At 67.1% G+C, this 13459-nt stretch carries 10 protein-coding genes and 4 tRNA genes; 8 read left to right on the forward strand and 6 right to left on the reverse strand.

Going from position 1 to position 13459, the window contains the following annotated elements; all coding sequences use genetic code 11:
* Positions 1 to 60: 60 nt before the first annotated feature.
* The gene (locus EAX62_RS13390; RefSeq protein ID WP_121902240.1) at positions 61 to 1389 is read left to right on the forward strand and encodes a dipeptidase; all 1329 of its coding nucleotides are present in this window, start codon (positions 61 to 63) and stop codon (positions 1387 to 1389) included.
* Positions 1390 to 1407: 18 nt separating this feature from the next.
* Here EAX62_RS13390 and EAX62_RS13395 read toward each other — a convergent pair whose 3' ends face one another.
* Positions 1408 to 1821 carry a pilus assembly protein CpaE gene (locus EAX62_RS13395; RefSeq protein WP_121902241.1) on the reverse strand — a complete coding sequence of 138 codons (414 nt, stop codon included), beginning with the start codon at positions 1819 to 1821 and terminating at the stop codon, positions 1408 to 1410.
* 51 nt (positions 1822 to 1872) lie between these two features.
* Here EAX62_RS13395 and purF point away from each other — a divergent pair, with 51 nt between their 5' ends.
* Together purF and purM are read left to right on the forward strand one after the other, a co-directional pair.
* Positions 1873 to 3333, forward strand: coding sequence for an amidophosphoribosyltransferase (purF, locus tag EAX62_RS13400; protein ID WP_121902242.1), 1461 nt, complete (start codon positions 1873 to 1875; stop codon positions 3331 to 3333).
* Positions 3330 to 4379 (forward strand): phosphoribosylformylglycinamidine cyclo-ligase, encoded by a 1050-nt coding sequence (gene purM / locus EAX62_RS13405; RefSeq protein WP_121902243.1) that lies wholly within the window; start codon positions 3330 to 3332, stop codon positions 4377 to 4379. The genes purF and purM overlap by 4 nt, the downstream gene beginning before the upstream one ends.
* A gap of 88 nt (positions 4380 to 4467) precedes the next feature.
* On the opposite strand, the gene EAX62_RS13410 is transcribed toward purM, so the two are convergent.
* Positions 4468 to 6681 (reverse strand): NADP-dependent isocitrate dehydrogenase, encoded by a 2214-nt coding sequence (locus EAX62_RS13410; RefSeq protein WP_121902244.1) that lies wholly within the window; start codon positions 6679 to 6681, stop codon positions 4468 to 4470.
* 208 nt (positions 6682 to 6889) lie between these two features.
* Here EAX62_RS13410 and EAX62_RS13415 point away from each other — a divergent pair, with 208 nt between their 5' ends.
* Positions 6890 to 7114, forward strand: coding sequence for a DUF3073 domain-containing protein (locus EAX62_RS13415; protein WP_121902245.1), 225 nt, complete (start codon positions 6890 to 6892; stop codon positions 7112 to 7114).
* A 13-nt stretch (positions 7115 to 7127) separates the two neighbouring features.
* Entirely contained in the window at positions 7128 to 8090 is a 963-nt protein-coding gene (locus EAX62_RS13420) for an alpha/beta hydrolase (RefSeq protein ID WP_121902246.1), read from the forward strand.
* 787 nt (positions 8091 to 8877) lie between these two features.
* Here the strand turns inward: EAX62_RS13420 and EAX62_RS13425 are convergent.
* From EAX62_RS13425 to EAX62_RS13435, 3 genes are all read right to left on the reverse strand, one after another.
* Positions 8878 to 8954: transfer RNA gene (locus EAX62_RS13425), tRNA-Phe, on the reverse strand.
* Positions 8955 to 8986: 32 nt separating this feature from the next.
* Positions 8987 to 9060: transfer RNA gene (locus tag EAX62_RS13430), tRNA-Asp, on the reverse strand.
* Between the two features lie 120 nt (positions 9061 to 9180).
* Positions 9181 to 9253, reverse strand: a tRNA-Lys gene (locus EAX62_RS13435).
* Positions 9254 to 9321: 68 nt separating this feature from the next.
* On the opposite strand from EAX62_RS13435, the gene EAX62_RS13440 reads away from it, so the two are divergent.
* The 3 genes from EAX62_RS13440 to EAX62_RS13450 all read left to right on the forward strand — a co-directional run bounded on the left by EAX62_RS13440 (position 9322) and on the right by EAX62_RS13450 (position 11910).
* On the forward strand, positions 9322 to 9975 hold the full coding sequence (locus tag EAX62_RS13440) for a hypothetical protein (protein ID WP_121902247.1): 654 nt from the start codon (positions 9322 to 9324) through the stop codon (positions 9973 to 9975).
* A 347-nt stretch (positions 9976 to 10322) separates the two neighbouring features.
* The gene (locus tag EAX62_RS13445) at positions 10323 to 11693 is read left to right on the forward strand and encodes an SH3 domain-containing protein (protein ID WP_158600680.1); all 1371 of its coding nucleotides are present in this window, start codon (positions 10323 to 10325) and stop codon (positions 11691 to 11693) included.
* A gap of 144 nt (positions 11694 to 11837) precedes the next feature.
* Positions 11838 to 11910 (forward strand) — tRNA-Glu (locus tag EAX62_RS13450).
* Positions 11911 to 11967: 57 nt separating this feature from the next.
* Here EAX62_RS13450 and EAX62_RS13455 read toward each other — a convergent pair.
* Positions 11968 to 13446: a patatin-like phospholipase family protein gene (locus EAX62_RS13455; RefSeq protein WP_158600681.1), complete on the reverse strand. Its 1479-nt coding sequence runs from the start codon at positions 13444 to 13446 to the stop codon at positions 11968 to 11970.
* Between the last annotated feature and the right edge of the window lie 13 nt (positions 13447 to 13459).

Below are 13459 nucleotides of genomic sequence, written 5' to 3' on the forward strand. Positions count from 1 at the left end.
GTACCCGCAACCCTACCGACAGGCCAACGGTGGGGGTTGTTGACGAGTACGGTGAGGGCCATGTCGAACCTTGCCTGGGCCGTCGAACGAGTCCTCCCCGAGACCATTGCGGACCTCATCGAACTGGTCAGCATCCCGTCGGTGTCCTCACAGGAGGAGCACGACGGTGACGTGCTGGCCGCCGCGGACCACGTGGCAGGCCTGCTGACGCGCGCCGGTTGCCCCGAGGTGCGGATGCTGGAGGCAGGCGGCAAGCCGGCCGTCTACGGCCACTATCCGGCGCCCGAGGGTAAACCCACGATCCTGCTGTACGCGCACTACGACGTCCAGCCCACCGGAGACCCGGCGGCGTGGACGTCCCCCGCCTTCGTCCCCTCCGAGAGGGATGGTCGCATGTACGCGCGGGGCGCCGCCGACGACAAGGGTGGCATCGCCATCCACCTGGCCGCCCTGAGGGTGTTCAACGGCGAGCCCCCCGTGGGTGTGAAGCTGTTCATCGAGGGTGAGGAGGAGATCGGCTCCCCGTCGATGCCTGCACTGCTCGACGCGTACGCCGACGAACTCACCGCGGATGTCTACGTCATCGCCGATTCCGTGAACTGGGCCGTCGGCGAACCGAGCCTGACCACCACACTGCGTGGTGTCGTCGACGCCGTGGTGCACGTCGACACCCTGAAGACGGGCCTGCATTCCGGCCAGTTCGGCGGTGTCGTCCCCGACGCCCTCACCTCCCTGTGCCGGCTCATGGCCACGCTGCACGACGACCGTGGCAACGTGGCCATCGAGGGTCTCGTCCAGGGCCCGGGGCCGGACCTGGACTACCCCATGGATCGACTGCAGAGGGAGACGGGTCTGCTGGAGGGGGTCGAACTCATCGGCGACGGTTCAGTGGTGGAGCGCCTGTGGACCAAGCCCGCGGCGTCGGTGCTGGCCATCGACACCACGCGCATCGCCGATGCCTCCAACACCCTGATCCCCAGCGCCAGCGCCAAGGTGAGCATTCGGCTGGCACCGGGACAGGACCCCGCCGCCGCCGAGGAGGCGCTCCATCGTCACCTGAAGGCTCACGCGCCGTGGGGCGCGACCGTCAGGGTGGAACCGGGGCAGCGGGGCGGGTCCAGCGCCATCGAACTCAGCGGCCCCCACGCGCAGGCTGCCAGGGACGCGTTCACCGAGGCGTTCGGCGTCGCCCCCGTTGACATGGGGTGCGGTGGCAGCATCCCCATCGTTGCCGAGTTCGCGGAGCGCCACCCGCAGGCCACGGTGTTGGTGACGGCCGTCACCGACCCTGATTCCCGCATGCACGGCATCGACGAGAGCGTCGACCTGGCGGATCTCGCGAAGGCGGCGCTGGCGGAGACGCTGCTGCTCGAGTACCTCGGCCGTTGATCCTGCGGGAGGACGCGTTCAGCCGGTCGGGGAGCCTCCTGTGAGCACCGCCAGGAGGGCGTTGCCGTAGGCGTTCTCCACGTCCTCATCGGCGAACGTGTGCTCCCCGGCGGGATGGTCGATGGTGACGACGAACCCCTCGTCCCCACGCTCCAGTGCGCGAAACGCCGGACCGAGGGCGACGCGGAGGTGGCTCTCACCGGGAAGCCACACCGTCTTGTCCTGGTCCACGGAGTCCAGAGCCCATTCGGTGGTGCCGTTGAAGGCGAAGATGGTGCCCGTCTCCAGGCGGCGGGCCTCGATGACCATGTCTGCCAGGTGGAAGATGTCGCCCGCCATCTCGGGGGCGGTGACGGTGAAGCGGTCGCCCGCCTCGGGCTCCCATTGCAGTCCGGCTTCGCGCAGTGCGAGTGCGAGTGACATGTCGATCATCGGGGCCTCCTGGGCTGTGGTCAGCGTCGTTGTTCAGGGTACGCTGTTCCAGTGCTTCGCCCGGATGGCCGCCTGAGCCTCGACATTGATCCCGACGAGCGCTCGCCCCAAGACGCCTGTGGTGTCTTTGGTGTGTGGGCGCCCGGTGAGGACGTGAGCCAGCTCACGTACTACGGGCTGTTTGCTCTGCAGCACCGCGGGCAGGAGTCGGCTGGCATCGCCGTGTCGAACGGCCGGCGCATCATGGTGTTCAAGGACATGGGGCTCGTGGCCCAGGTGTTCGACGAGGCCACGCTCAGCTCGCTCAAGGGCCGGTTGGCCGTCGGACACACCCGGTACTCCACCACGGGGGCCTCCATCTGGCACAACGCGCAGCCGACGTTCCGCGCCACCGCCAACGGTGGGTTGGCCCTGGCCCACAACGGCAACCTCACGAACACGCATGAACTGGAGGCGTGGCTCGCGGAACTGAACCCCGCAGAGCACGTCCCCGAGAAGAAGACCATGGACTCCACCAACGACACGTCACTGGTGACGGCGCTGTTGGTCAGTGTCAGCGACGATCTCGAGAAGGCCGCGCTGGATGTTCTTCCCCGCCTGAAGGGGGCATTCTGCCTCACCTTCATGACGGAGACCACACTGTTCGCCGCCCGCGATCCCCAGGGGATCCGTCCTCTGGTGCTCGGTCGGCTGGACAGCGGCTGGGTGGTGGCCTCCGAGACCGCGGCCCTCGACATCGTCGGCGCCAGCTTCGTGCGCGAGGTGGAGCCCGGTGAGTTCATCGCCATCGACGAAGCGGGGCTCCGCGCCCAGCGTTTTGCACCGGCGGATCCGAAGGGCTGCCTCTTCGAGTACGTCTACCTCGCCCGACCCGACACCACCATCGCCGGGCAGGGCGTCCACGCCACCCGCGTGGAGATCGGCCGCCAGCTCGCCCGCGAGCACCCCGTGGACGCGGACCTGGTGATCCCGGTGCCCGAATCCGGCACACCTTCGGCCATCGGGTACGCACAGGAGTCCCGCCTGCCCTATGGGCAGGGGCTCGTGAAGAACTCCTATGTGGGGCGCACATTCATCCAGCCCAGCCAGACGATCCGTCAACTGGGCATCCGACTCAAGCTGAACCCGCTGCGCGAGGTCATCGCCGGCAAGCGGCTCGTGGTCGTGGACGACTCCATCGTGCGCGGCAACACCCAGCGCGCGCTCGTGCGGATGCTGCGGGAGGCCGGCGCCAAAGAGGTGCACGTCCGCATCTCGTCACCGCCCGTGCAGTGGCCGTGCTTCTACGGGATCGACTTCGCCACCCGGGCCGAACTCATCGCGCCCGGTCTGACGGTTGAGGAGGTGTGCCGCTCCATCGGTGCGGACACACTCGGCTACGTTTCACTGGAGGGCCTGACCGCCTCCACCCACATTCCGGCCGGGCAACTGTGCCGCGCCTGTTTCGACGGTTCCTATCCCGTGGCGATCCCGCCCGGCCAGGCGGAACTGCTGCACCTGGAGGACTCGTGACCCACAGCCCGCAATCTGCCTACGCCTCCGCCGGCGTCGACATCGAAGCCGGTGACCGTGCCGTCGAGCTGATGAAGGCCTCTGTCATCCGGACACGACGCCCCGAGGTTCTGGGTGGTCTGGGGGGCTTTGCGGGCTTCTTCGACGCGAGCGCGCTGAAGAGTTACCGGCAGCCGGTTCTTGCGACCTCCACCGACGGCGTCGGTACCAAGGTGGCCATCGCCCAGGCCATGGACAAGCACGACACCATCGGTCAGGACCTCATCGGCATGCTCGTCGACGACCTGGTGGTCAGCGGCGCCGAGCCCCTGTTCGTCACCGATTACATCGCCTGCGGTCGGGTGGTACCCGAACGCATCGCGGCCATCGTCTCCGGCATCGCCGACGCCTGCGTGTTGGCCGGCTGTTCGCTCGTCGGCGGCGAGACCGCGGAGCACCCCGGCCTGCTGGGGCCGGACGAGTACGACATCGCTGGCGCCACCACCGGCGTGGTGGAGCGCGACTCCATCCTCGGCCCCGACCGCGTCAAGCCCGGCGACGCCATCATCGGCATGGTGTCCTCGGGTCTGCACTCCAACGGCTACTCCCTGGTGCGCCACGTCCTGCTGAAGCAGGCCGGCTGGTCGCTGGAGCGCCACGTCGACGAGCTGGGACGCACGCTCGGCGAGGAACTGCTGGAGCCCACCCGGATCTACGCCCTCGACGTCATGGACCTGATCGTCAAGGCGGAGATCCACGCCATGAGCCACATCACCGGGGGAGGGCTCGCCAACAACGTCGCCCGCGTCATCCCCGACGGCATGCGCGCCGTGCTGCAGCGCTCGTCCTGGACGCCCCCCGCCATCTTCCAGCTCGTGCAGTCCGTGGGTTCACTCAGCCAGAGGGACGTCGATGCCACCCTGAACATGGGCGTGGGCATGGTCGCGATCCTGCCGCAGGACCAGGTGCCTGCCGCGCTGGCCGCGCTGCAGGCCCGGGGCGTGCGGAGCTGGGTGCTGGGCGAGATCGTCGAGCACGACGGACCGGGCGCCGCCGAACTCGTGTGAGCCACGCCTGGATCGACTCGGCTGAACCCTGACCCTGACAGACGCAGGAAGCCCCCGGCTGAGGCCGGGGGCTTCCTGCGTTGCTCGCTCAGATGATGGCGTCAATCACCTTGTTGAGCGTGGCTGAGGGCCGCATGACGGCGGTCACCTTGGCATCATCGGGGCGGAAGTAGCCACCGATGTCGGCCGGGGATCCCTGCACCGCCAGCAACTCGGAGACAATCTGCTCCTCATGGGCTGCGAGCTGCTCGGCGATGGGGCAGAACGCCTCTGCGAGCGCGGCGTCGGCGTCCTGGGTTGCGAGTTCCTGGGCCCAGTACAGGGCCAGGTAGAAGTGCGACCCGCGGTTGTCGATGCCTCCGACGCGGCGGGTGGGGGACTTGTCCTGGTCAAGGAACGTGCCCGTGGCCCGATCCAGGGTGTCGGCAAGTACCTGGGCGCGTGGATTGTCCTGGGTGGTGGCCAGGTGCTCCAGCGACGCGGCCAGGGCCAGGAATTCGCCGAGGGAGTCCCAGCGCAGGTAGTTCTCGGACACGAGCTGCTGCACGTGCTTGGGGGCCGAGCCGCCGGCACCGGTCTCGAAGAGGCCGCCGCCGGCCATGAGTGGGACCACCGACAACATCTTGGCGGAGGTGCCCAGTTCCAGGATGGGGAACAGGTCCGTGAGGTAGTCGCGCAGCACGTTGCCGGTCACGGAGATGGTGTTCTCTCCGCGTCGGATCCTCTCGATGGTGAACTTGGTGGCGGACACCGGGTCCATGATCTCGATCTGCAGACCGTCCGTGTCGTGCTTGGCCAGTTCCGCCTTCACCTTGTCCGCGATGGTGCGGTCGTGGGCGCGGACGTCGTCGAGCCAGAACACGGTCGGCCACCCCGTGGCCCGGGCGCGCGTCACGGCGAGCTTCACCCAGTCGGCGATGGGGGCGTCCTTGGTCTGGCAGGCCCGCCAGATGTCGCCGGCTGCGACGTCGTGGGACATGAGAACCTCACCGGCGGAGTTGAGAACCTCCACGCGGCCGTCGGACTTCACCTCGAAGGTCTTGTCGTGGCTGCCGTACTCCTCGGCCTTCTGCGCCATGAGGCCCACGTTGGGAACGGTGCCCATGGTTGTCGGATCGTAGGCGCCGTGCTCGCGGCAGTCGTCGATCACGGCCTGGTACACCCCGGCGTACGACGAGTCCGGCAGCACCGCGAGGGTGTCCGCCTCTTCCCCGCTGGGACCCCACATGCGTCCCGAGGTGCGGATCATCGCCGGCATGGAGGCGTCGACGATGACGTCACTGGGGACATGGAGGTTGGTGATGCCCTTGTCCGAGTTCACCATGGCGAGCTTCGGGCCCCGGGCGAGTCCAGCCTCGAACGCCTCGCGAATCTCGGCGCCGTTGTCCAGCGAATCCAGGCCGGCCAGAATGGCGCCAAGACCGTCGTTGGGGGAGAGGCCTGCCGCAGCGAGGTCGTCGCCGTAGCGGGCGAAGACGTCGGGGAAGAAGGTGCGGATGACGTGGCCGAAGATGATGGGGTCCGAAACCTTCATCATGGTGGCCTTCAGGTGCACGGAGAACAGCACGCCGGAGGACTTGGCTGCCGCGATCTGCTCCCGCAGGAACGCATCAAGCTCGGCGACCCGCATCACGGTGCCGTCCACCACCTCGCCGGCCAGAACTGTGAGGCCGTCCTTGAGGATGGTGGGCTCGCCCTGCGTGGGCACGAGGCGGATGGTCAGCACGTCGTCACTCGGCAACACGACGGACTGTTCACCTGCGCGGAAGTCGCCGCTGGACATGGTGGCGACGTTCGTCTGCGAATCCGACGACCAGGCACCCATACGGTGGGGGTTCTTGCGGGCGTAACTCTTGACGGATTCGGGGGCGCGCCTGTCGGAGTTGCCCTCGCGCAGGACCGGGTTCACGGCGGAACCCATGACCCGGCCGTAGCGGGTCAGCACCTCGCGGTCCGCGTCGGTCTGCGGGTCCTCCGGGTAGTTCGGCAGCGCGAAGCCCTGGGACTGCAGTTCCGTGATGGCGGCCTTCAGCTGCGGCACCGAGGCGGAGATGTTGGGAAGTTTGATGATGTTGGCCCCGGGCGTCTTGGCGAGTTCCCCGAGTTCCCCGAGTGTGTCGGGCAGTTGCTGGCCATCAGGCAGGACATCGGCGAACTGCGCAACGATGCGCGCGGACAGGGAGATGTCGCGCGTCTCCACCTCCACATCTGCCCGCGAGGCGTAGGCCTGGATGATCGGCAGCAGCGAGTGGGTGGCCAGCAGCGGTGCTTCGTCGGTCAGGGTGTAGATGATCTTGCCCATGTGAACTCCTCGTCGTCGGACTTCTCATTCAGTCGGGCGCCAGCCTATCGGTTCGCCACCCGGCGCCCTGGCTCCGGGCGGAGCTGACAGACAGCCCGTTTGCGGATTCTTTGGACAACTTGGGTACCTCGGGTAGCCTATGGCCCACGAGTTATTGACACATTTCCGCGGCATGTCCGCGAGGACAAAGCGAGGGGGTCGACCCGATATGGGACGCGGCCGTGCAAAGGCGAAGCAGACCAAGGTCGCACGCGACTTGAAGTATCGCCCGATGGACACTGATTTTGCCTCTCTGGAGCGCGAGCTCCGTGGCGGTAGCTACTCCGGTCCGCCCGAATCCGAAGGGATTCCTGAGGAGTACGCGGACCTGGCAGAGGAGTACGGTGCCTCAGTGAAGCGCCACGACGACGAGGTTCACGACTCGCGTCTTTGACGCGACCACCACCATGACGACGTGGGCTCGAGACACCCTGTTGGCGTCCTTCGAGCAAACCACCATTGAGTTGCCCGACGCCTCCGTGTACGCCAACGAGGACGAGGGCTCCCTGTGTGCCACGCTCGTGCGGCGGAACCCGTCCCGCCGTCGCCAGGCAATGCTGTACATCCACGGCTGGAGCGACTACTTCTTCCAGGCGCACCTCGCCGACGAGATGAACGCGCTCGGCTACGACTTCTACGCCCTGGACCTGAGGCGCTACGGCCGGTCGCTGCGCCAGAGGCAGCTCGCCGGCTTCGTCACGGACCTCTCGGCGTACCACACTGAACTCGACGAGGCCGTCCGGATCATCACGGCCGAGGGGCACGACGAGCTCGTGGTGATGGGGCACTCCACAGGGGGCCTCATCGCCGCACTGTGGGCCGACGAGCATCCCGGGCAGGTCTCGGCCGTCGTCCTGAACTCGCCGTGGCTCGAGCTCCAGGGCTATCCCGCCGTCCGGCCCGCGCTGCTGCCGATGTTCAGCGCTGCCCGCTCACTCTCTCCCACCGCTGTGCTGCCGCTCAGTGAGACCGGGTTCTACCGGCGCTGCATTTCCAGCACGCAGGACGGCGTCTGGGACTACAACCTCAACCTGAAGGGCGACAAGGCCTTCGCCGTCCGCGTGGGGTGGTTGGCGGCCATCATGCAGGGTCAAGCCAGGGTGGGGGCGGGCCTCACCATCGACGCCCCAGTGTTGACTCTGATCTCCGATCGCAGCGACTTCCGCCGCAAGTGGAGCGAGGAACTGCGCAGCGCCGACGTCGTCCTCGACGTGGAGACGCTGGCGTCCCGCACGGCGAACCTGGGGCGCCACACCACCCTGGTGAGGATCGAGGGCGGCATGCATGACCTGGCGCTGTCCGACGAGCCCGCACGCGGCCGGTACTTCTCTGAGATGAGTCGCTGGCTCGCGACCTACGGCCGCCCCTGAGGGGGAAGCGCACAACCCCCGCAGGGCGGTGGCACGATGCATGGACAACGTTGCAGGGTGCGCAATCCGGACGGTGTCGTGGTGATCATGCACCCAGACTCGTCGGGGCAAGAGCAGCGTTGTGCCGGGAAAGCTCCCGTGACGCCCGGAACTCTTCTGCGGATGCTCCGTTGTGTATTCGACGACTGCAACTCTGTGATCACGCAGCGCGGCCAGGACCTCTTCGGGTATGGAGTAGAAGAACGCGCCGGGTCATGCCGATCTTCACGACGTTGGCTCCCATGGAACCCTGATGGCACATGACATGGACGTAGCCCCGCTCGGACGTTGGCAGCACGGTCACCAACGTCCGGGATGGCCCGTTCGATCTCTTCCCGTTGTGATCGGGGCTCCGCCGCACCCTGTTCATCCCCTCGAGTGACCAGGGCATTGAGTGCGTTGGAGTAGTGATCACGGTCCTTGTCGAGCTTTTCTCTTTCACGCCGAAGTTCGTCCTCGGCTCGCTTTGCGTCCCGCGGTTCTTCGACATCTCATGGATGAACTTCGTTCCTTGGCTCCTGGAGTTGTTGACGGTGAAGTCACTGGCCGCCGTGGTGGCTTCTTTGTCAGTCACACAGCGGCGAAATTCACGTCGAACAGCCGACAGGTCGGCGCCCAGTGTTGCTGAAGCCTCGGCGGGGTGTTCGACCTCGTTACGTCAGCCGGATCGAGAGCTCCGATCTGCTCCACCGTGTGCCTGAGTTGGTCGTTTTCCACGTAAAAAAAACCCCGCCACGAGGGCGGGGTTTGGTGGCCAGGGCCGGGATCGAACCGGCGACCTTTCACTTTTCAGGCGAACGCTGCTACCAGCTGAGCTACCTGGCCAGATGGTTGCTGCGCTTGCTGCGCCGCACCAGCGACCCCGACGGGACTCGAACCCGCGACCTCCGCCGTGACAGGGCGGCGCGCTAACCAACTGCGCTACGGGGCCAATTTCTTGACCATGCTGGCTGGGCCAGCGAGGAAACTCTAGCGGTCTTTCCCGGTGATGTGAAATCAGCCGCCAACCACCTTCTTCGAGCGTGGAGAGCGGCCAGAAAACGGTGGCCGGTGCGCCCACTGGGGCTCGAACCCAGGACCCGAGGCTTAAAAGGCCCCTGCTCTACCAACTGAGCTACAGGCGCGCAGAATCAATCTCGCGTGGCAAGTGTAGTGCAACGTGGCGTTGCGCGCCGGTGGCAGGCTTGGGGGCATGGGTGACTGGATGGGTGTCGTTGTTGCGGTGGCCATCGGCGTGCCGCTTCTGCTGCTGGCCGTGTGGGTGGATGCTCGCCGGCGCCGTCGGATGGACGAGGAGTTGGCGTCCGCGCCGCTGAGGGGGGATCCGCGGGTCGATGCACTGATTCCCGGCTACGTCACCCAGGAGGCCGTCGACGCCCTGCCGCGGCCGGGTGGGTCCCAGGCGCCGCCCCCCGGCCCCGCGCACGGAGTGCGGATGGGTTTCGGTCACCTTGACCCCGACTTCGCCACCGACGGTGGCGTGGCCGCTCTGACAGACGCAGCGGTCCTGATGGTGGGTGATGACGTCGAGACAATGCGGGAGTTGTTGGGGCCCTTGGCCACCGCAACCCCTGAGCGACCCCTCGTCATCGTGGCAAGCGCCTTCCATCCCGACGTCCTCGCATCGCTGAAGGCCAACCGGCGGGTGACGCACCTCCCCGTGGTGGCGGTGGCCGCCAATCCTGCGGAGCTCATGCAGTTGCAGGACCTGGTGGGGGGCGAGGTCCTCTCCAGTGCCGATCTGAAGGCGGGATGGCTTCCGTCGGGGGCGTGGGGTCGCGCGCTGTCGTGGCGCAGCGACATGGCGTCCACGCACGTGGTGGGCGACCACCGCCCCAAAGGTTGAACCTGAAGTGCCACTTGAGGTGGACTCGGATGCGGGAGAACCTTGGGGTTCTCAGGTTGCTCTCATACTCCAAATATTTTCTTCGGACGCTGGGTCTGATGGCCACAGGGCCTAGTCAGAGCTACTTGTTCGCGTAAACACGGTGGGAATCCCATTGATGTGATTCCCGCTTCGCGTCGCAGATGCCGCAGCACGCAAACCCGGCTTTCTCTCATCTTGAGGTTGTGGACCCAACGCGCCAGTGCCTACTGTCCGGCAGCGGATGGACGTGTCGGAAGCTCCGGCTTCGAGGAAGCGCCACGTCGATCCATTCCCCCCAGCAAGAAACCCCGAAGGGATCCGACGACGTGAACCCCATTCTGAAGGGCCTGCGAGGCACAGTGATTGCTGTGGCCGTGGCCGGCCTCGTCCAATCCGTCGGCTCCATCGCGCTCGGCCCGTTCGCTGATGCAAGCAGCAGCCAGATGACGGCCACCACCGCCGTCAACGTTCGGGCCGGAGCCTCCACCGGCTCGGCGCGCGTCGGGATCCTGTACCGCGGTGAGCGGGTCCAGGCCGTGAGCGCCAGCAACGGCTGGACTGCCGTCACCCACAGGGGCACCACGGCCTACGTCGCCTCTGCCTACCTGACCTCCAGTTCCGTCGTCGTGGAGAAGCCGTCCACGTCCCAGCCCACCGGGAACGTGTTCGCCGTCGCGACGCTGAACCTGCGTGCGGGCCCCAGCCTCGCCGATACCGTGTCACAGGTGGTGACCAAGGGGACCAAGCTCGGTCTCACCGGCACCATCAGCGGCTCCTACAGCCAGGTGGCTCACAACGGCAGGACTCTGTGGGCCGCCACCTCCTACCTTGCCGCCAGCGTTGGCGCGCCGACCCAGTCGCTGCCCGCCGTCACCGGCAAGGTGAGGGCCACCGCGGCCCTGATGATCCGCACCACCGGCGACCGCAACTTCACGTCGCTGGGCGACGTGCCCACCGGTACGCTCCTCGACGTCACGGGTGTGGTGAGCAACGGCCTGGCCCAGGTGGTCTGGCAGGGCAACGTCCGCTGGGTGAACAACTCCTACGTGACGAAGGTCTCCGGCTCCACGACGTCGCCGGTGGCGCCCGCGCCCCCCAAGACCAGCACGCAGTACGCCACCGCCAATCTCAACGTGTGGCACGCTGCCACGGGGACGGCCCACAGCGGCGAGATCGGTCACGGGTCCGCCGTCGCCGTCACCGGGGTCGTGACCTCCGGGCGCGCCCAGATCGTCGTCAGTGGCGCGGTGCGCTGGGTCACGGCGAAGTACCTCAGCGCCTCGAAGCCCTCCGCGACCCCCGGCGGCGGCACCGGTGGTGGAGGCAGCCTGAACCACGGCTTCTCCAGCGGACTGGACCAGACGAACGCCAACGTCAAGAACGTGGTCCGCCACATCTGGGCCAACTACCCGGCCATCAAAACGATGTACGGCTGGCGCCGTGACGTGACGCCCGACCATCCGGCGGGCCGCGCCGTCGACGTGATGATCCCCAACTACAGGTCCAACAGCGCCCAGGGTTGGGAGATCGCGCGGTACTTCCGTGCCAACGCCAAGCAGTTCGGCATCAGCTACATCATCTTCGACCAGCAGATCTGGAGCGTTGCCCGCGACAAGGAGGGCTGGCGGAAGATGGCCGGCCGCGGCGGTGACACCGCCAACCACAAGGACCACGTGCACATCAACACGCACGGCTGAGTCCGGGCCACCCGGCCCTCCCCACAAGACGAGCGGTCAGTGTCCTGCCCCCACAAGACACTGGCCGCTTCTGTACCCCCGGCGTCACGGCCCGGGTTGTGTCCCGGTGTCTCCGGTGCACTATGCTGGCGAATCGAAAGACAGGTCCCCATCGTCTAGTGGCCTAGGACTCCGCCCTTTCACGGCGGCAACACGGGTTCGAATCCCGTTGGGGATGCAAGTGGCCCACCCGGCTCGGGTGGGCTTTGTGCGTTGCCCCGCAGCTGTGGCTGCGTCAGCGCGCGATCTCACCCAGCGGAAGCCACGGTGGCTCCACCTGGGGCGTGGTGGCGCGTGGCTCGAACGTCCTGAACCAGCGTTCCGCGCCCTGTGGCAGGGCGGCCGTGTCGCACAGCGACACCAGGTCCCGGATCTCCGCCTTGGCCTGCCGGAGCGTGTCCACCAGGGCGCCGGGACCGTCGTGGTGCGCCAGCCACTGCTGCTCGAGGCGTAGGCAGCGCATGCGCAGCACCATGAGTCGGCTGTGGCGGGCAACCTCCTCCTCGTCATGTGCCAGGACCGCTTCGGCTGCGCGCAGCCAGCCGTAGTCCATGTTGATGGCGATGAGACCGGGATCAACCGTCATGGGGTCGTGGATGTCGAGCACGGGTCGGATGACCACGGCGTCGGTTGTGGCCGAGTACTGCAGTTCATCGCGACCGGCCTCGTCGATGAGGATCTCCGTGGAGCGCATCATGATGGCGAACAGGTCGGCGTCGCGCATGGACGCTCGGGTGGGCAACCCCTCACCCATGGAACTGACGACGTAGGTCCTGTCGGCGCCGAGGTGCTCGATGGACAACTGGGTAGGCAGGTTTTCGCGGACGCCACCGTCGACGTACGTCTCGTTGCCCAACGGGATCGGGCGGAACACCGCGGGGATGGAGCAGGAGGCCAGCACTCCCGTGTCGAGCGGATGGGGGCCCCTGTCGTAGACGCGGTCGTAGCGATCGACGAGCACTCCGTCCTGGCGCATGAATCGCAGCTCGCCGGACTCCAACGAGACCATCGCGATGCGCAGGGTCGTGCCCGCTGCCGTGACGCGTTCGGGGTCGAACACCGTGGGGTCGAGCAGTTCGAGCATCACCTTGCCCGGCCGGTACAGGGACTTGCTCGCCTCCATCCCACGGTGAATGGCCCACAGGTCGCTGCCGATGCGGGGGAGTTTGCCGATGTTGCTGAACAGCGACGTGAGTGTCCCGAATGACCACGCCGGATTGACCTCCTCATCCGGTGTCATCGCCATCTCGAGCGCGTCGAGCGGCTGCGGCGGGGAGTTCGGCGACATGGGGGCGTCCGAGTGCAGAAAGGGCAGCTTCACCAGCGAACGGGTGGGTGCGGCGGGTGCAGGGACGGGCGGATTCACGAGGTTGAGCCAGGCGGGTGCCTCGTTCTTGGCGCGTACCAGCCAGGGGCGGGGCGCGAACATCTGCTCCGGGTCCGTGAGCCCGCGCCAGATTTCCGTGAGTTGTCGAACGGATCGGTGCTGCTCATCGCGATCGCTGGACTGGGCCAGCACAGCGGCGAGGATCGCCCCCGCTGATGCGCCGACGAAAATACTTGGGGTGAATTCGGGATCGTGGCGGTAGAGGAAGTCCAGGGCGCCCAGCTGGAAACTGGCGCGGGAGCCACCGCCCGAGAGAACGCAGGACACCGTCGGCGCCGGGCGATCCCGACCCAGCAGGGGGATCGAGAGCCAGTGCGGATGGGGCATGATCCGAGAGTCT

Source organism: Tessaracoccus antarcticus (assembly GCF_003688855.1).
GTDB lineage: Bacteria > Actinomycetota > Actinomycetes > Propionibacteriales > Propionibacteriaceae > Arachnia > Arachnia antarctica.